This window comes from Azospirillum sp. (assembly GCF_050789165.1).
Genome location: NZ_JBOZRT010000116.1, coordinates 44562 through 61715, shown reverse-complemented (window position 1 = coordinate 61715; position 17154 = coordinate 44562). Strand labels below are relative to the sequence as shown.

Below are 17154 nucleotides of genomic sequence, written 5' to 3'. Positions count from 1 at the left end.
TCGACCTGCTGCGCGGTCGGGTCCTCGGTCACGCCTGACGCGAACCTCGAGAAGCGAAACACGCCTCGGTGATCCACACAAAACTTGGAAAAGCCCCGAGTCCGAAGCCGATTGACAGGACGCCATCGGGAAGCGAGCAAGGCGGCAATGCAGAGTACCGTCCGGACAATGGGTCTGCCACCGGCAATCGCCCGCGGAGCGGAGCGCTTGCCGCTGTCGCGAGAGACCGGGTCCAAGCCGACGAGTGACGCTATGCGACGGCGGTCGAGTTGGCCCAGCTCCGGTAATGTCGGCGCGCGCTTCGGTACCGTTGCAAAGTTTGCCGGCGTGCGGGGGATCGGAAGAACGGGTCCGGCCCGTGGTCTCGATGCCGGCAAGAAGGTGTTTGGGCGCAAGCGCCATATCCTGGTGGACGCCGCTGGTTTGATCCTCCTGGTGCATGTCCATGCCGCCAACCTGCATGACACGCTCGGCGCCCGTCAGATGATCGACGCGTCGCTGGGGCGTTGCCCCGGCTGGAACTCGTCTGGGCCGATGGCGCCTACGTTGGACCCTTTGCGAAATCGCTGGAAGGCGAGCGGAGCTGGCGGGTGGAAGTTCCTTTCCACCGCCAGCGCCAGGCATGGCGTTATGGCCTGGAGGAGCGTCCGACCGGCTTCCAGGCCATCCCATGGCGTTGGGTTGTCGGGCGAACCTTCGCTTGGCTGTCCCGCTCACGGCGTCTTGCCCGCGATTACGAGCGCCTCCCCGAGACGAGCGTGGCCATGGTTCACACGGCAATGAGCCGCATCATGCTCCGGCACCTCGCCCGATCATGACACACTCAACTTTGCAGACAGTCAGTTAAGACATTCCCCAGTTTGCTACATCATGGCCCACCTCGAACTCGTGCTGATAAGCTGCGCCTGACGGCGATACCGGGAAGTAGCTTTCGTCGGCGTTCACCACCAGCGTTCCGCTCCACCACATCTCACTCTTCCCGGCCACAACGTCGCGACCGTCGAGGGCGCCCTTGTCATAAACGACTGTCGGATCGCTCGGCAGGACGATCCTGTCGCCGATGGTCACCTTGTGGACGAACAGGTTGCGATCCTGCCCGTTGATGTACGCGTCGTTGTCGAACTGCACTTGCACCTTGTGCCCTTGCGCGAGCGCCACGGTGGGCGTGAAAACGAAGTCTCTGGCTTCGGCGGCGGTGGTGGCTTCGCCGACCGCTGCGCCGTCGATCAGCAGCTTGAAATGGGCGAAGACGCCGGCAGCCGCGCTGCCGGACGCGCTGACCACGATGGAGGAGGGGCCGGCCGACGGCGGAGGCGGGGCGGACGGGAAGACACTGTCCGGCAGGGTCGCCACGAGCGTGCCATTCCACCACAGGCCTGACTGGCCGGCGACCACGTCCCTGCCGTCGAGCGCCCCCTTGTCGTAGGTCATCACCGCATCCGTCGCGGCGAAGGACCGGCCATTGATCGCGATGCTGTCGACGTACAGGTCGCGTGGGCCGGAATCGTTGTCGTACTGCACCTGAACCTTGTGCGTCGTGCCCGCCGCGAGCGCGGCGGTAAAGGCGAAGTCGGCCGTCGTCGCATCGGCCCTGCCTTCACCGATCTTCACGCCGTCCACCAGCAGGTTGAAATGCGGCTTGATGCCGTTGTAGGGCGTGCCATGCGCGCTCACCACGATACCGACATCGCAGATCGGCGGCTGCGGCGTCGAAACCGGGCGGGAATCATAAACCCGGACGTAGTCGATGCTGTAGGCCTGGGTCGAACCGTCCGGCGGGCCGATCCAGCTGCCGCCGCCGACCGCCTGATTCAGCAGCATGTACATCGGGCCGTGCATGTCCGCTGGGGTCGGCGCCGAGTACACGGCCTTGCCATCGAAGTACCAGGTCAGTGCGTCCTTCTGCCAATCGACGCCGTAGGTGTGGAAGCCGCCGGAGAGGCTCGGTAGCCCCCCGTTGGTCCGCCCGGTGTAGGCATAGCCGCCGTCCGTCGGGGAGGTCCAATGCAGCGCTGTGGCGTACTCGTTCGGCAGGCGCGAGGCATACTCCATGACGTCGAGTTCGGGCGGCCAGACGTGATCCGCCCGCATGAGCCAGAACGCCGGCCAGAAGCCGTTGCCGCCGGGCATCTGGGCCCGCACCTCGAAGTACCCGTAGGTGCGCTCGAAGCTGTCCATGGTGCTGATGACGCCGCTCGCGTAGGTCTGCCCGTTCGGCAGGCCGGCTTGCGGCCTGGCGGTGATGGTCAGAACGCCGTTGGCGGTGCTGAACGGGTTGGTGGCGCCGGCCGGCCCCGACCGCCCGGCGTTTTCGGTGTCGACATAGTACCCCGTCTCGCCGTTGATCGGCACGTCGGGACCCCATTCGTAGGAGGTGCGCCAGCGATCGGTCCGGCTGTATGCGTTGAACGTGTCGAACTCTTCGCCAAAGACCAGAGTGCCTGACATGCCTTCACCTTGCGTTTGGCCGAAGCCGGTTGCGGTGCCGTCCACAAGGCAGGTTCTTGCCGAATTCGGCTAAGATTTTACGAAGCGGATTCGCCAGGACTGCAACATCGACGCGCCAATTGTCAGGCACAAGTTTGAGCAATAAAGTGACGCCGGCTTGAAAGCGATCACTTTCGAATATTCGATTATTCACAATTATATTTCTGGTCGGCATCATATTTATTGCCGCCGTGTCAACCGAAAATGTGGGTAGCCGGCAGCGCAAGCGGCCGCTTCGGCAGGCTGGTTGGAGGGTCTACCACCACATGATTGCATTTCTGAATCGGGAACCTTCTCTGACAGACTTCACCTGTCAAGAACGTTAGGGATTTGGGCGTTCTTCGCATTTCTTGCCTATTCCCGCTCATCCATCAGTACAGAACCGACCACACAACAAAAGAACCTTAATTACGGTGGGCGGCCGAACGGCCTCCGCCCACGGATCTTCACTGCCCTAGGCAGCCGGAGGACGCGCAATGTCGACAGAAATCACCACTATTCAGGACGGCAGCGGCGTTGCCGATCACACCAGCGCTTCGCCGCCTGATCATGCGGCGGGGTCATCTTCCTTGGTCAGGGCGTTCACCGGCGTCGCGGCAACAGCCGTTTGCGACACGGTCGCCGCGGTCATAGCCTTCGGCTTGGTGAACCGGTCCGTTTCCGCCCCTCAAATCGCACTCTCTGAGATCTACCTGCCGTTGCTGGCGTTCCCGTTCGGCCTCGCCCTGGCGAAGGTCGGGGAACCGGCTGGATGCGGCGCCGCCGAAACGCTGCGCACCCGCGTCGTGTGCGCGCTGCAGTTCTGCCTGGGTTTCCTCGTGTGGGAGGTCTTCACCGGCAGAACGGCGTACGCGTGGATCGCGCTGCTCGCGCTGCCCCTGTTCCTGACCGTCTCGGCCATCCTGGATGCCATGGTCCGTCCGGCGCTGTCGCGCGCTGGCGTGTGGAGCCGAGACGCCGTCGTCATTGGCTCGGGCGAGGCGGCGCAGTCCATGGCGCTGATGCTCAAGAGCGCGCCGGAGATCGGGCTGCGCCCCATCGGCATCGTGGACCGGTCGTGCGGGGCGCCGGCCGACGGTGGCCGGCTCCTCGGCATTCTCCAGGTCCGCACGCTCGCCGAGCTGCCGGAAGCGGCGCGGCGCGGCGCGGTGGCGGTGGTGGTGTCGGCCGGCCTGCAAGACGACCAGGCGGCGCGACGCTTCCCGTTCCGTGAGGTGATCGTCGTGCCGGACCTGTCCGACATGCAGGCGCTGGGGCTCCGCGCCGGCAGCCTCAACGGGCTGGTGGCGCTCTTCAGCCGGCCGAACGCCCCGGCGTGGCACCATGGGGTGAAAGCCGCCGTCGATCGGCTGGCCGGCCTCGTGCTTCTCGCCGGCGCGGCCCCAGTCATCGCGGGACTTGCGCTCGTCGTCCGGATCGCCAGCCCCGGGCCGGCTTTCTACTCGCAGCAGCGGATCGGCTGCGGCGGCCGCCCGTTCGCCGTATGGAAGCTGCGCACCATGCATGTCGACGCCGACGCGCGCCTGTCCCGCCTGCTCAAGGCCGACCCGTCGGCCGCCGAGGAATGGAACCGCTGCTTCAAGCTGACGAACGATCCGCGCATCATTCCGTGGGTCGGCCAGCTTCTTCGGCGCTTCAGCCTGGACGAGCTTCCGCAGCTCTGGAACGTCGTGCGGGGCGACATGAGCCTCGTCGGGCCGCGCCCGTTCCCGCCCTATCATCTGGCGCGCTTCGACGAGTCCTTCCGCCGGCTGCGCATGAGCGTGCCGCCCGGCCTCACCGGCCTCTGGCAGATCGCCGCGCGCAGCGACGGCGACCTCTTCGTCCAGCGCCAGTTGGACCTGCACTACATCCGCAACTGGTCCCTCTGGCTCGACCTCCACATCCTGATCCTGACGCTGTACCGGGTCGTGTCCGGGGCAGGCGCCCGCTGACCAGCCGACCACAAGTCCGATAAACTCCCGGGAGGGCGCAATGAAAACGACGCTCACGCACGACCTGCGCAGCCTGCTGCCCCACTGGAAGCTGGCGACCGCCACCTTCGCCGTGCTGTTCGCCGCCTCGTACCTTCTGTTCACCTCGTACCCGGCGACCTATGTCGCGGAGGCGCTGGTGCTGGTCGATTCACCGCGGCGCGTGATCGCCGACCAGGCCCCGGTCATCGAGCCGAAGCCGGTCGACACGGTGCTCATCCAGACCAGCCAGGCGATCATCACCTCCACCCGGTTCCTGGAACGGGTCGTCACCGCGATGGCGCTGGAGGAGGAGCCGGCCTTCGTCAACACCGGCAAGCGCCGTGCGCTGCTCACCGCGGCGGAGGGGGCCGCGAACCGGATCCTCGACGGGATCGACACGGCCGCTGCGGTGTTCGGCGACACAGGTGGGCCAGTGACCGAGCGGCTGCGCCTCGTCCCTCCCGCCGACCAGATCGACCGTCCGCTGCCCACCCGGACGGAGCGCGTCGCCGCGGCGGTCGAGATCCTGCGGCGCGCCGTCACGGTCGGTCAGGTCGGGAGGTCGACCGTCCTCTCGATCCGGGTCAGTGCCCCCGATGCGCGGCTGGGCGCCGGCATCGCCAACGCCCTCGCGGACCAATACGCCGCCGACAGCACCGAAGAGCAGGTGCACGCCGCCCGCAACGCCGCGCTTGTCATCAAGTCGCGCCTTAACGAACTGCAGGCCGATCTCCTGCGGTCGCAGCGGGCGGTGGCCGACTTCAAGGCCAACGCGGCCATGAGCGAACTGCTGGCCCCACACGGGGTTGCCGCCCCGGTCATCCTCAAGGAAATCGCCGACGCCAACACCCAGCTGATGACCGTGCAGGCCGACCGGCTCGCGCTAGAGGCGCGAATCGCCAACCTGAACCTGCGGCAGACCGGCGGCAACACCACCAGCGCGCTGGCCTCCCCGGGCATGCAGCGCCTGCGCGACCAGGAGGCGCAGCTGGCCCGCGAACAGGCCGAACTGATCGGCCGCTACGGCCCCGACCATCCGACCATCCGCGACAACGCGCGCCAGATGGCGGAAACCCGCCGCCGCATCCAGAGCGAGGTCGGCGTGATCACCGAATCCCTGCGCAACGAGCTGAGGGTGGTGACCGAGAAGGAACAGCTGATGCGGGCGAACCTCGACGTCCTGAACGGCCGCCTCAACGACTACCAGCACATGCAGCCGCTGCTGGCGCAGCTGGAGCAGGAAGTCGCGTCCAACCGGCGCATGTACGACACCTTCCTGGAGCGCTTCAAGCAGACCGAAGAGCAGGAGCGTCTGGCCCAGCCGAACGCGCGCGTCGTCTCCGCGGCCAAGGCGCCGCTGCGTCCGGACTTCCCGCGGCTGCCGATCGTGCTGGGCGCCAGCCTCGTCGGCGCGGCGGCGGCGGCCGTCCTGGCAGCGGTTGCCCGGTCGCGCTTCCGCACCGTCATCATGTCGGCGGACGAGGTGACCGCGCTGTTCGGAAAGCCCGAGGTGGCGATCGTGCCCGAGTTGAAGAGCGGGCATTGCTACGAGCTGGCGGCCGGGCCGGAGCTGTCGATCAAGACCGGCAGGCTCGCCGCGTTCTCAGAGGCCATGGCGAACGTCAAGTTCCTGGTGTTCCGCAAGCCGGAGGACCGGGTCGTGCTCTTCACGTCGGCGGTCCCGAAGGAGGGCAAGACCTTCATGGCGGTCTCCGCGGCCCTCAACGCGGCGGGGTCCGGGACGCGCACGCTGTACGTGGACTGCGACATCTACAAGGACCGCAACAATGCGATCACCGCGCCCCTCCTCGCCGGGCTGACGGAATGTCTGGCCGGCGAGACCTGCTGGCGCGACAGCGTGGTTCCCGGCGGCGACGGCCTTCCCGACTTCCTGCTGCGCGGCAGCCTGGGGGCCGACCCGGCGCGCCTGCTGTCCTCGCAGACGCTGCGGCGGATCATCGAGGAGGCGCGCGAGCACTACGACCTCATCGTCCTGGACGGGCCGCCCATCCTGGCAACGAGCAGCTCCCGCTTCCTCGCCGCCTGGGCCGACAGCGTGGTGTTCGTGGTCCGGTGGTCCAAGACGCCCCGGGCGATGGCGCTGGCCGCCTTCGCGGAGCTGGCGGGGGCGGGTGCGCGGCTGAGCGGCTGCGTGCTCAACCGGGCCGACCTCCGCCGGCTGCGCCGGTTCGGGCGGAACGGGTCGGGCGCCTACTACGGCGTGTACCGGAACCACGCGGCCTATGGGATCGGCGCCGGGCGGATGACGGCGGCCCGCCCGCTCGCCGGCGCCGAGTGAGAGGGGGACCGGCCATGAAGATCCTCATGCTGTACAACCAGCAGCGCAGCGTCCACGGCGGCGAGGAGGTGGTGGTCGACGCCACCGTCTCCCTTCTGCGCGACCGCGGGCACGAGGTCGACCTCGCCGTCAAGTCGAGCCGCGGCACGGAAGCCTCGGCGCTGCGCAAGGTCGGCGCCGCCGTGGGGGGCGTGTTCAACCCCTTCTCCTTCCGCGAGGTGACCCGCCTGATCCGGCAGCTCCGGCCCGACGTGCTGCACGCCCACAACATCTTTCCGAACTGGTCGCCTTCGGTGTTCGCCGCCGCCGGCGCCTGCGGCGTGCCGAGCCTGTACAGCGTGCACAGCCAGATCCTCACCTGCCCGACCTGGTATCATCTGCGCGACGGTGCGATCTGCGAGCGTTGCCTGGACGGGGAGCACTGGTGCGTGCTGTCCAACTGCCGGGGGTCGCTGGTGGAAAGCGCCGTCTACGCGGCGCGCAGCGCGGCGGTGCGCCTGGGCGGGCTGGTCCGCGACCGGGCGACCGTGCTCGTGGCCATGAGCGACTTCCAGCGGAACCAGTTGATCCGCGGCGGCTACCCGGCCGAGCGCATCGCCGTGGTGCCGAACATGGTGGCGCCGCCGCCGATGCCGGCGGATCCCGCCGACGGCGCCTATATCGCCTTCGTCGGCCGGCTGAGCCCGGAGAAGGGGTTGGAGACGGTCCTGGAGGCGGCCCGGCGCTTGCCCGAGGTGCCGTTCCGCATCGCCGGCGGAGGGCCGCTGGCGGAGACCGCCCTGCGCACGGCGCCGCCGAACGTCGCCTGGGTCGGCACGCTCGGCGCGGACGCGCTGGCCGCCTTCTACCGCGGCGCGCGGATCGTCGCGGTGCCGAGCCTCAGCTATGAGACCTTCTGCATGGTGGCGGCGGAAAGCCTGTCGCACGGGGTGCCGGTGGTGGCCAGTGCCGTCGGTGCGGTGCCGGAAATTCTCGACGAGGGCCGCTTCGGAGCGCTGGTCCCGCCGGGCGACGCCGACCGGCTCGCCGATGCGCTGGCGGCGCTCTGGCGGGATCCGGAGCGCTGCCGGACCGCCGGTGCCGCCGGGCGGCAGGCGGTGCTGCTGCGCTACACCGCCGACCGCTGCCTTGACCGCCTGCTGGCCGCCTACGGCCGTGCCCGGCAGCTCTTTTCCGATGGCGCGCCGCGGTCCCTCCCGGCCCTTCGAAAGGTGTGAGCATGAGCAACAGCATCCGCATCCTTGGTCAACCCATCGACAACGTCTCCCTCGACGGCGCGCTGAAGCGCGTCGAGGACTGCCTGGCCGCGAACCGGTTCGCGTACGGCGTGACCCCCAACGTCGACCACATCATGAAGCTGCGCCATGACGCGGACTTCCGGGCCGTCTACGCCGGCGCGTCGCTGCGCGTGGCGGACGGTGTGCCGCTGGTGTGGGCGTCGCGCTGCCTCGGCACCCCGTTGCGCGGGCGCGTCAACGGGACCGACCTGTTCGAGCGGCTGTCGGCCAGGGCCGCGGCGCGCGGCTGGTCGATCTTCCTGCTGGGGGGTGCCGGCGATTCCGCCGCGTGCGCGGCGGCGACGCTGACCGACCGTCACCCGGCCCTGCGGATCGCAGGGGTGTACGCGCCGGCCCATGGATTCGAACACGACGCCAAGGAATGCTGGCGCATCCAGGCCATGGTCCGCCGGTCGGGCGCCGACATCCTCTTCGTCGGGGTCGGCGCACCCAAGCAGGAGCGCTGGATCGCACGGCACGGTGCCGGCTGTGGCGTCCGCTTCGCCATCGGCATCGGCGTCAGCTTCAGCTTCGTCGCCGGCTCCATCCCGCGCGCACCGCGCTGGATGCGCGTGCACGGGCTCGAATGGCTGTGGCGCCTCAGCCAGGAGCCGCGCCGGCTGTGGCGGCGCTACCTGATCGACGACCTGCCGTTTCTCTGGCTTGTGGCGTTGGAACGGCTGCAGGGACCGCAAGGCCAACGCGAGGAGATCCACGGATGATGGAGGACACGCCCTGCACGGCGACGGTCGTCCTGTGCACCTACAACCGCGCCGCCATGCTCGGGCCGGCGGTGGAGAGCCTGTGCCACCAGATCCTGCCGGATGGGCGCCGTTTCGAGATCCTCGTGGTGGACGACGGATCGACCGACGCGACGCCGGACCTCGTCCCGATCCTGGCCGGGCGCACACCGGTTCCGCTGCGCTGCGTGCGGATTCCGCACGGCGGCGTCGCGGCGGCGCGCAACGCGGGCGTCGCCAACGCCCGCGGTGACTGGATCGCGTTCTTCGACGATGACCAGGAGGCTGCGCCGGGTTGGCTCGCGGGGTTGCTGGCGTGCGCGGAGCAGACGCCGGCCGACTGCGTGGCTGGGCGCATCCACGTCGTGCTGACCGAGGAAGCCGGCGCGCGGCTCGACCCGACGGTGCTCAAGCTGCTGGGCGACAACGGCTTCATGGCAATGCGCGCCGCGAACTCCGCCGCGGGAGTTCCCACCGTGGTGCCCGGCACCGGCAACGCGCTCGCCCGCCGCCGGCTCTTCGCGCGCATCGGCCCATTCGACTCGACCCTCTCCTACGGAGAGGACGCGGAGTGGTTCCGCCGGGCCCGGCGCATGGGGGCGCGCATCGCCTTTGCACCCGACGCGGCGGTCCGGCACCTCACGCCGGCGTCGCGCCTGACCCCCGCCTATCTGTTCCGGGTCGCCGCGCGGGGGGCCGCCTCCCGCGCGGCGGACGACCTGAAGGACGCCGGCTCTGCCGGGCTTCTGGGAACCTGCGCCCTCCGCGCCGGGCATGCGCTGCTGTCGGCGCTTCGGCTGGCGGCGGCGCGCGCGACGGGAGATCGGGACGCCACGCTCGGCCGGGCCTGCTCGCTGCGCTACTCGGCTGCCTATATGGCTGCGGCCGCCCGTCTGGCCCTCGGTCAGCGAGGTGGTGGCGGCGCGCGCGCTTGGCGTTGAGGAAGGGTTCGCCATGCAGCGGCTTGCCATGGTCGGATCCGCCCCCGCCCGCCTGTGCATGGCGGCGGCGCACGCCGGCGCGAGCGACGAGGCCGTCGTCATCCTCGACCAGGGACTGGTGAGCGCCGGCAGCTTCGCGCTGACGGCGGCGCTCGCACGCCTGCTGCCGCTGGACGATTTCGGCCTGTACACGCTCGTCATGGCGCTGGTCTGGCTGTTCGTCGACCTGCAGGCCGCCACCATCGGCGCGCCATACGTGGTCAACCGCTGCAAGCTGCCCCGCTGGAAGCGGAGCGCCTTCTTCGGCAGCGCGGTGATGCACCAGGGCGGCATGGCGGTCCTGGCGATGGCCGTTGCGGCGGTAGCCGTCGCCCTTCAGGGCGCCGGTGCCGGAGCGGTCGGGCTCGCCGCGCCCTGCGCGGTTGCGCTGCTGCTGTTCCGCGATCAGATGCGCCGGTTCTTCGTCGTGCATGGGCTTCTGCGCCGGTGCCTCGCCTTCGATGCGGCGGTGCTCGCGCTGTGGACGGCCGGACTTGCGGCGGGCGTGGCGCTTGAGCGTTTCACCCTGGCGTGGGGCTTCGGCGCCGCGGCGCTGGCGTGCGCGGTTCCCTGTGCGCTGTGGCTTCCCAGCCTGGGCCGCGTGCACGCGCGCGTGCCGCTGGCGCTCCGGCACTGGCGCGACAACTGGAAGGTCGCCCGATGGATGGTGCTGAGCGGCGCGATGTGGTCGCTGGCCACGGTCGCCTACCCTTGGACGATCTCCGCCGCGCAGGGACCGGCCGGGGCAGGGCTTTGGGCGGCGGCGCTCGGCCTTTCGGGGCTGTGCAACGTGCCGCTCGCCGCGCTGCAGAACCACGCTGCGGTGCGCATCGCCGCCGTGTCCCCGCGCTCGCTCGCGGGCGAGGTGGCCGGGCGGGGGCTGCGCCTCGCCGTGCTGGCCGCGGGCTTCACCGTGATGTTCGCCGTGGCCGGCGAGCGCCTCGTCACGTTGCTTTACGGCGCGAGCTTCACCGCCGCCGCGCCGCTCGCCGTCGCCTTGACCCTGAACCTGGCAATCGGCTCCGCCTCGTTCTGCGTGTCGCGCGGGCTGTTCGCGCTTGGCCGCGGGGGCGCCGACTGCGCGGTCAACGCCATTCCGCTCGCCGGATTTGCGCTGGCCGGAGCGTGGGCGACGGTCGGCTTCGGTCCCGCTGGCGCCGCCGTGTGCTTTCTCGCGTCCAACGTCCTCGCCTTCGCCGTGCGCGCGGCCGTGCTTCGCGCCGCTCTGCGCGAGGCCCTGCCCTCCAAGGACGAGCCCGCATGAGCGACATGACCGTCCGCATCGCGCCAATCCCGCCACTCCGGGGGTTCGCCCTGCAGCCCGTCGTGCTGACCGTCGTCGTGCTGTTCATCACCTCCCTGGTGACGTTCCATGACCTGTCCTTTCCGCTCTCCCTGCTGAACGGGTCGGTCAGCGACGAGCAGCAGTTGGCCGCACAGGCGGGCGAAGGCAGTCTGCTGCGGCGTCTCTTCATCCCGGCCGTGGGCTTGCTCGGCCTGCATCTCCTGCTGCGGCCACACGGCCGCCGCGCCGCGGTGGCTTCCCCGCTCGGCCTCGTCTTCGTGTCCTACGTCGGCTGGGCGGCGCTCAGCCTGTTCTGGAGCACGGCGCCCGACCTGACCCTACGGCGCCTGACGGTCTTCCTCATTCACCTGGTCGGCGCCATCGGCGTCGCGACGCTCGCCCCCCGGGCGATGCGCTCGGTGTTCGTCTGGGTCACGCTGGCGAATCTGGCCGTCGGCGTCCTGAACGAGCTGCACCTCGGCACCTTCGCGCCGTTCGCGGCGGAGTACCGGTTCTCCGGTACGGTTCACCCGAACCTGCAGGGCTCGACCGCCGCTCAGCTGGCGTTGACCGGGCTGTGCCTGTGCCTGCCCGGGGACGAGCGGCGGACACGGGCCGGGGCGGCGTTGCTGATCCTGGGAACCGCCACCGTATTCCTGACGCAATCGCGCACGTCGCTGATCTGCCTCGTCCTGGCGGCGGCGGCGGTCGTGGCGGTCTGGTCGTGGCGGCGCTCGGCCCGGACGTTCCTGGTCGCGCTGGCCCTGTGCGGCTTGGCGGGATCGGCCCTGACGCTGGCCGAGGCGGTCGCGCCCGACGCATCACCGGTGGCAGGCGTTCTCGCCGCCCTGGAGAAGCCGCGCGACGAAGGGAACATCGGGGCGCTCACCGGGCGGACCGACATCTGGGAGACCTGCCTCGCGTTCGCCGCCGAGCGGCCGCTCACCGGGGCCGGCTTCGACAGCTTCTGGACGCCCCAGCGGATTCTCGAGATCTCGGCGCTGCATCAATGGGGGATCAATCAGGCGCACTCGATGTACGTCGAGCACCTCATCAGCCTCGGGATCGTCGGGCTGGCGCTGTGGTGCGTTCTCCTGCTGGGCGGGCTGGTCGCCGGGCTGCGGCGCTACGCCGCCGCGCCGTCGGGGGGTACGCTCTGGATGCTCGGGCAGCTGGGCTTCTACCTGTTCCACGGCTTCAATGAATCGATCAACATCATGCCTCTGTTCGGAGGGTTCGCGCTGATGATGATCCTGGCGCACCTGGCGCTGTTCCGGGCAAGGCGGGAGAGCGCGCCATGACGGCCGCTCCGCGGCAGCCGCGACGGCGCGACGTGATCGCGGCCGCCGCGGTGCTGCCGTTCGTTCCGGCCGACCTGTGCGCTCACGCTGTCGCGGCGCCCGCGTCCCTCGGCGCGGTCGCCGCGGACAAGGGCATCCTGTTCGGGACCGCTTGCCTGGCTCGCCATATCGAGACCGATCCTGCCTACGCCGCCCTGCTCGCGCGTGAGTGCCGCGTCATCGTCGCGCAGGACGACCTCAAATGGGCGGCGCTGCGCCCCGCGCCGGACCGGTTCGACTTCACGCGGGCGGACGCCGTCGCGGGATTCTGCCGGCGCATCGGCGTTCCGATGCGGGGCCATACGCTGGTCTGGCACGAGGCGCTGCCATCCTGGTGCAACGGGCGGATCGACGTCAGGACGGCCGCCCCCCTGCTCGCCACGCACATCGCGACGGTGGTCGGCCGATACCGCAGCCGGCTGCATTCCTGGGACGTCGTGAACGAAGCGGTCGACCTGGACGACGGTCGTGCCGATGGCCTGCGCGAAACCCCGTGGATGCGGGCCCTCGGGCCGAGCTACGTCGCGCTCGCCTTCGAACTGGCCGCGGCGGCCGACCCGTCGGCGTTGCTGGTCTACAACGATTTCGGCATCTGCGACGCGAGCCCAAAGGCACGCGCCAAGCGCACGGCGGTGCTGCGCCTGATCGACCGCCTGAAAGCCGCCCGCGCGCCGGTGCATGCGCTCGGCATCCAAGCCCACCTCAGCACGTCGATGACGTTCGAGGGGCGTGGGATGACGGACTTCCTCAACGACGTGGCGGACCGCGGCCTGCGCGTCATGATCACCGAACTGGATGTCGCCGACGACACCCCTTCCCTTGGCAACCAGGACGCACGCGTTGCCGATGCCTACGCGGCCTTTCTGGACATCGTGCTGCCGCACCGGAGCACGGCGGCCTGCATCACCTGGGGGCTGAGCGACCGGTACTCCTGGCTGCGCTTCCTCGAGAGCACGCCGTCCCATGGCGACCTGCGCCCTCTGCCCTACGACGACGGCTATCGCCCCAAGCCGGCGCTGAACGCAATCCAGGCGGCGTTTGCGCGTTTGCCATGAACCGCACCGGGTTTCCCGGAAGCCCCGTTTCCTGAGGATGGGGTCATCATGACGAAACAGGCATCACCCAAATAAGCCCCTGAGGTTCGCGCGCGCCGTGCGCATGGTCTTCGAGCATCAAGGGGAGCACGCCTCGCAGTGGGCAGCGATCAACTCGATCGCGGCGAAGATCACCTGCAATCCCGAGACGCTGCGGGGTTGGGTCCGGCAGGCGGAGCGCGACGCGGGCAAGCGGCCGGGTCCGACAACGGACGAGCGGGAGCGGATCAAGGCGCTGGAGCGTGAGAGCCGCGAGCGGCGCCAAGCGAACGAGATCCTGCGCAAGGCGTCGGCGCATTTCGCCCAGACGGAGCTCGACCGCCCGTTCCGGACATGATCGCCTCCATCGACGCGCATCGCGCCGTCCAACCATCGGCGCCTGCTCGAACCCATCGGCAACATTCCTCCCGCCGAAGCCGAAGCGCGCTGCTATGCCCAAGATGAGGACGTCGCCATGGCGGCGTGACTCAACCAAGCCGGCCTACGACAAAACCGGCGCGGTTCAATGGCCGCCCCGCTGTGGGCATCCGGCTCGCCTACGCCAGCACTGGGCGCGCTGCCGGCGGGATGGTTCCCCACAGCTCCTACGCCACGTCCAGGGACGTGACCAAGAAGAGCCGGTTCAGCGAGGAACAGATCATTCCGCAAAAATGGTGACGCCCGCGGCTCGACGAGCGGCTGTCGCTCATGCACAGGCGGAGCATGGGATCAGCCAGCGGCGGGCGTGCGCCATTCCCGGTGTGGACCGCTCATCGGTGCGCCCCCGCTCCCGGCGAGCGGACGACGCACCGTTCCGCGCCCGTCTGCGTGAGTTGGCGGCTGAGGGGCGGCGGTTCGGCTACCGGTGTTTGAGGCTTTTGCTGAGAACCAACATCCCTCGCCGCGCCAGCGGAAACGACAAGCGAACGGGCGTGAAGCCCGCTCAGGCGAAAGACGCACCGGGAACGCCGTCCGGCGGGAGCGACGGCCAGCGATCTGCCCAGGGATGGGCCTCCTCGTATCCACGCGCCACCGTGCACAGCAGAGGATCGGCCCCTTGCGGTCCCACCAGCTGAAAACCGATGGGAAGACCCGCCCGGGAAGGGGCCGAAGGCAGATTGATGGCCGGCAAGCCGGCCGCGTTCGCAAACGCCGTGAACACAGCGTGGCCGCGCGGACCAACATCGCATCCGTCGATGGTCGGCGGGAAAATGTCCCGGGCCGGCCATGGGAGCGCGGCCGCCGACGGAGTCAGGATCAGGTCGTAGTCCTGGAAAAGCTCGGACAGGGCCCGGCTCGCCTCGGCGATGGTGTCGAGCGCGCCGACGAACGCGGTCGCGGAGAAGGACCGGCCCGCCTCGGCCAGCGGTTCAAGCCCCGCGGATATCTGCCCCATCCAGCCCGGATGCCGTTCCAGCAACCAGGCAAGCCCGGCTTGGCTGATCACCGGCCAGACCTTCTCGTTGACAGCATCGACCAGTGTGAAGCGGCCCGCCTGCTCCACCCGGTGCCCCAACTCGGCGAGACGGTCCGCGGCCAGCGCGACGCTCGCCCGGATCTCCGGGTCCACCGGCGCGTCGCCGAAGGTCTCGACATAGAGGATCCGGCAGTTCGTCGCCGGCCCGACGGCGAAGGGACGGTCGGCGTAACGGGCGGACAAGGGGTCGCGCGGATCCGACACAGCCATGATCTCCATGGCCATGACCACGTCGTCGACGGTGCGGGCGATGGGGCCGATCACCTCGCAGTTCAGCAGGATGGCCGGGAAGCCGTCGCAACGCGCGACGCGGCCGACCGACGGCTTCAGGCCGACCAGCCCAGTGTGGGAGGACGGCCGGCGGATCGACCCGCCCCCGTCCGTGCCGATGGCGAGCGGCCCGATGCCGGAGGCAACGGCGGCCACGGCGCCGCCGCTCGACCCCCCGGGAGTGAGGTCGAGATCCCAGGGGTTCCGCGTCGGGCCGAAGACACGGTTGTCGGTGTAGCCCTGCAGCGTGAACTCCGGCACGTTCGTCTTGCCGACGATCACCGCGCCGGCCGCCCGTAGCCGGTCCACCGGCAGCTCGTCCCGGTCCGGCACGAAGTCGGCATAGAGCCGGCTTCCCCAGGTCGCGGGCAGGCCGCGTACGGGGATGTTGTCCTTCACGGTCAGCGGCACGCCGTCGAGGGCGGACAACGGCGTGCCGTCCCGCCAGCGCCGCTCGCTCGCCTCCGCGGCGGCGCGCGACGCCTCGTCGTCGCGGCTGACCACCGCGTTGATCAGCGGGTTCACGCTCTCCAGCCGCTCCAGGCATGCCTGGAGCGCGTCCACCGGCGAAACGTCCTTCCGGCGGTAGGCCGACGAGAGGTCGCGCGCCGACCAGCGCCAAAGATCCTGCGTCCTATTCATCCCAGTGGCTCCGGTCCTCGATCATCAAGACATCTTCTGCGGCAGCCACGTCGCGATCTCGGGCAGGAACCACAGAAGCACGGTGAACAGCAGAAGTATGAAGACGTAGGGAATCACGCCGTTGATGACGTCGCCGATCGGGCCGCCGTCCTTGCGGATGCCCTGGACCACATACAGGTTCATGCCGACCGGCGGCGTGATGAGGGCGATCTCGCTCATCAGCACGATGAAGACGCCGAACCAGATGGGGTCGATCCCGAGCGACATGGCGATCGGGTAGACCACGGGAATGGTCGTCACCTGCATCGACAGCACTTCCAGGAACATGCCCAGCACCACGTACAGCGCGATCAGCGTGAGGATGAAGGTTGTCGGCGTCACGCCGATGGACGCCACGGCCGTGGTCAGCATCTGCGGGATGTTGAGCGCGTTGAGCGTCACGTTCAGGACGAACGCCGCCACGATGATCAGCGCGATCATGCCGGTCAGGGACGCCGTCTGGCGGAAGCAGTGATGGAGGATGGACAGGTTGAACTTCCCGAACGCCGCCCCCAGGCCCATGGCGAGCAGCACGCCGAAGGCCGCGGACTCCGTGGGCGTCGCCAGCCCGGTGTAGATGCTGCCCATGACGCAGCCGAAGATCAGGAAGGGCGGAAGAAGGTCCTTGGACAGCCGGAGCTTCTCGACGAAGGACAGCCGCACCTCGACCTGGGCGCCGCCGCTGCGCCAGGAGCTGACCAGGATCCAGAGCATGAAGCACAGCGTCAGCAGGATGCCGGGCAGGACTCCGGCGATGAAGAGCTTGCCGACCGAGTTGTTGGTGATCGAGCCGTACACCAGCATGGCGACGCTCGGCGGAATGAGGATGCCCAGCGTGCCGCCAGCCGCCAGCGAGCCCAGCGTGGCGGGAAGAGGATAGCCGCGCTCGCGCATGGTCGGCAGCGCCACCGTGCCGACGGTCGCCGCCGTCGCCACCGAGGAGCCGCAGGTCGCGGCGAACAGGGTGCACGCCGTCATGTTGGCGTGCAGCAGGCCGCCGGGCAGGCGGCCGACCCAGGCGGACAGCGCCACGTACATCCGGTCGGCCAAGCCGCTGCGCAGCAGCAGTTCGCCCAGCAGGATGAACAGCGGGATGGCCGTCAGGGCGTAGTCGTTCTGGACGCCCCAGACGACGCTTCCCAAGGACTCCACCATGGGCAAGCCGATCACGGTCAGGCCGCCCAGCATGCCGACGGCGGTGAGCGTCACCGCGACGGGAATGCCGACGAGAAGGACCGCGAGGGAAACCAAAAACGCGACGCTGATGACAGGAATTCCCATGATCGCAGG

The 17154-nt window shown here is 69.4% G+C and carries 13 protein-coding genes and 3 pseudogenes; 12 read left to right on the top strand and 4 right to left on the bottom strand.

The annotated features are described in order from the left end of the window. The coding region (locus ACRWK7_RS26070) for a transposase (RefSeq protein WP_431859247.1) at window positions 1-254 on the bottom strand (254 nt) is incomplete at its 3' end. Between ACRWK7_RS26070 and ACRWK7_RS26065 the strand changes: the two are divergent. Both ACRWK7_RS26065 and ACRWK7_RS26060 read left to right on the top strand, forming a co-directional pair. Beyond that, window positions 148-486: pseudogene (locus ACRWK7_RS26065) on the top strand (transposase); the annotation flags it as partial. The gene ACRWK7_RS26070 and the pseudogene ACRWK7_RS26065 sit on opposite strands and share 107 nt — an antisense overlap. Before the next feature lie 20 nt (window positions 487-506). After that, a complete protein-coding gene (locus ACRWK7_RS26060) occupies window positions 507-818 on the top strand; it encodes a transposase (protein WP_431859244.1) in 312 nt (103 codons plus the stop codon). A 25-nt stretch (window positions 819-843) separates the two neighbouring features. Here the strand turns inward: ACRWK7_RS26060 and ACRWK7_RS26055 are convergent, their stop codons facing one another. Then, the gene (locus ACRWK7_RS26055) at window positions 844-2493 is read right to left on the bottom strand and encodes a carbohydrate-binding domain-containing protein (RefSeq protein ID WP_431859242.1); all 1650 of its coding nucleotides are present in this window, start codon (window positions 2491-2493) and stop codon (window positions 844-846) included. Window positions 2494-2963: 470 nt separating this feature from the next. On the opposite strand from ACRWK7_RS26055, the gene ACRWK7_RS26050 reads away from it, so the two are divergent. From ACRWK7_RS26050 to ACRWK7_RS26005, 10 genes and pseudogenes are all read left to right on the top strand, one after another. After that, window positions 2964-4421 (top strand): sugar transferase, encoded by a 1458-nt coding sequence (locus ACRWK7_RS26050; protein WP_431859240.1) that lies wholly within the window; start codon window positions 2964-2966, stop codon window positions 4419-4421. Between the two features lie 40 nt (window positions 4422-4461). After that, window positions 4462-6741, top strand: coding sequence for a GumC family protein (locus ACRWK7_RS26045; RefSeq protein WP_431859238.1), 2280 nt, complete (start codon window positions 4462-4464; stop codon window positions 6739-6741). Window positions 6742-6755: 14 nt separating this feature from the next. Next, window positions 6756-7958 carry a glycosyltransferase family 4 protein gene (locus tag ACRWK7_RS26040; protein WP_431859236.1) on the top strand — a complete coding sequence of 401 codons (1203 nt, stop codon included), beginning with the start codon at window positions 6756-6758 and terminating at the stop codon, window positions 7956-7958. Window positions 7959-7960: 2 nt separating this feature from the next. Beyond that, entirely contained in the window at window positions 7961-8740 is a 780-nt protein-coding gene (locus ACRWK7_RS26035) for a WecB/TagA/CpsF family glycosyltransferase (protein WP_431859234.1), read from the top strand. After that, window positions 8737-9699 carry a glycosyltransferase family 2 protein gene (locus ACRWK7_RS26030; protein WP_431859233.1) on the top strand — a complete coding sequence of 321 codons (963 nt, stop codon included), beginning with the start codon at window positions 8737-8739 and terminating at the stop codon, window positions 9697-9699. Before ACRWK7_RS26035 ends, ACRWK7_RS26030 begins: the two co-directional genes overlap by 4 nt. 13 nt (window positions 9700-9712) lie before the next feature. After that, window positions 9713-11002, top strand: coding sequence for a hypothetical protein (locus tag ACRWK7_RS26025; protein WP_431859232.1), 1290 nt, complete (start codon window positions 9713-9715; stop codon window positions 11000-11002). Continuing rightward, the gene (locus ACRWK7_RS26020; RefSeq protein ID WP_431859231.1) at window positions 10999-12324 is read left to right on the top strand and encodes an O-antigen ligase family protein; all 1326 of its coding nucleotides are present in this window, start codon (window positions 10999-11001) and stop codon (window positions 12322-12324) included. Before ACRWK7_RS26025 ends, ACRWK7_RS26020 begins: the two co-directional genes overlap by 4 nt. Further along, window positions 12321-13418 carry an endo-1,4-beta-xylanase gene (locus ACRWK7_RS26015; RefSeq protein ID WP_431859230.1) on the top strand — a complete coding sequence of 366 codons (1098 nt, stop codon included), beginning with the start codon at window positions 12321-12323 and terminating at the stop codon, window positions 13416-13418. Before ACRWK7_RS26020 ends, ACRWK7_RS26015 begins: the two co-directional genes overlap by 4 nt. Before the next feature lie 103 nt (window positions 13419-13521). Continuing rightward, window positions 13522-13853, top strand: a pseudogene (locus tag ACRWK7_RS26010) (IS3 family transposase); the annotation flags it as partial. Between the two features lie 245 nt (window positions 13854-14098). Continuing rightward, window positions 14099-14320, top strand: a pseudogene (locus ACRWK7_RS26005) (hypothetical protein); the annotation flags it as partial. 59 nt (window positions 14321-14379) lie between these two features. Here ACRWK7_RS26005 and ACRWK7_RS26000 read toward each other — a convergent pair. Together ACRWK7_RS26000 and ACRWK7_RS25995 are read right to left on the bottom strand one after the other, a co-directional pair. Continuing rightward, on the bottom strand, window positions 14380-15825 hold the full coding sequence (locus ACRWK7_RS26000; RefSeq protein ID WP_431859229.1) for an amidase: 1446 nt from the start codon (window positions 15823-15825) through the stop codon (window positions 14380-14382). Between the two features lie 24 nt (window positions 15826-15849). Further along, the gene (locus tag ACRWK7_RS25995) at window positions 15850-17145 is read right to left on the bottom strand and encodes a TRAP transporter large permease (RefSeq protein ID WP_431859228.1); all 1296 of its coding nucleotides are present in this window, start codon (window positions 17143-17145) and stop codon (window positions 15850-15852) included. Window positions 17146-17154: the final 9 nt, after the last annotated feature.

Bases quoted from the DNA above. Each gene is read 5' to 3' on its own strand.
- ACRWK7_RS26020 (WP_431859231.1), top strand. From the start codon at position 10,999: ATGAGCGACATGACCGTCCGCATCGCGCCAATCCCGCCACTCCGGGGG.
- ACRWK7_RS26045 (WP_431859238.1), top strand. From the start codon at position 4,462: ATGAAAACGACGCTCACGCACGACCTGCGCAGCCTGCTGCCCCACTGG.
- ACRWK7_RS26040 (WP_431859236.1), top strand. From the start codon at position 6,756: ATGAAGATCCTCATGCTGTACAACCAGCAGCGCAGCGTCCACGGCGGC.
- ACRWK7_RS26000 (WP_431859229.1), bottom strand. From the start codon at position 15,825: ATGAATAGGACGCAGGATCTTTGGCGCTGGTCGGCGCGCGACCTCTCG.
- ACRWK7_RS26050 (WP_431859240.1), top strand. From the start codon at position 2,964: ATGTCGACAGAAATCACCACTATTCAGGACGGCAGCGGCGTTGCCGAT.
- ACRWK7_RS26025 (WP_431859232.1), top strand. From the start codon at position 9,713: ATGCAGCGGCTTGCCATGGTCGGATCCGCCCCCGCCCGCCTGTGCATG.
- ACRWK7_RS26030 (WP_431859233.1), top strand. From the start codon at position 8,737: ATGATGGAGGACACGCCCTGCACGGCGACGGTCGTCCTGTGCACCTAC.
- ACRWK7_RS26015 (WP_431859230.1), top strand. From the start codon at position 12,321: ATGACGGCCGCTCCGCGGCAGCCGCGACGGCGCGACGTGATCGCGGCC.
- ACRWK7_RS25995 (WP_431859228.1), bottom strand. From the start codon at position 17,145: ATGGGAATTCCTGTCATCAGCGTCGCGTTTTTGGTTTCCCTCGCGGTC.
- ACRWK7_RS26035 (WP_431859234.1), top strand. From the start codon at position 7,961: ATGAGCAACAGCATCCGCATCCTTGGTCAACCCATCGACAACGTCTCC.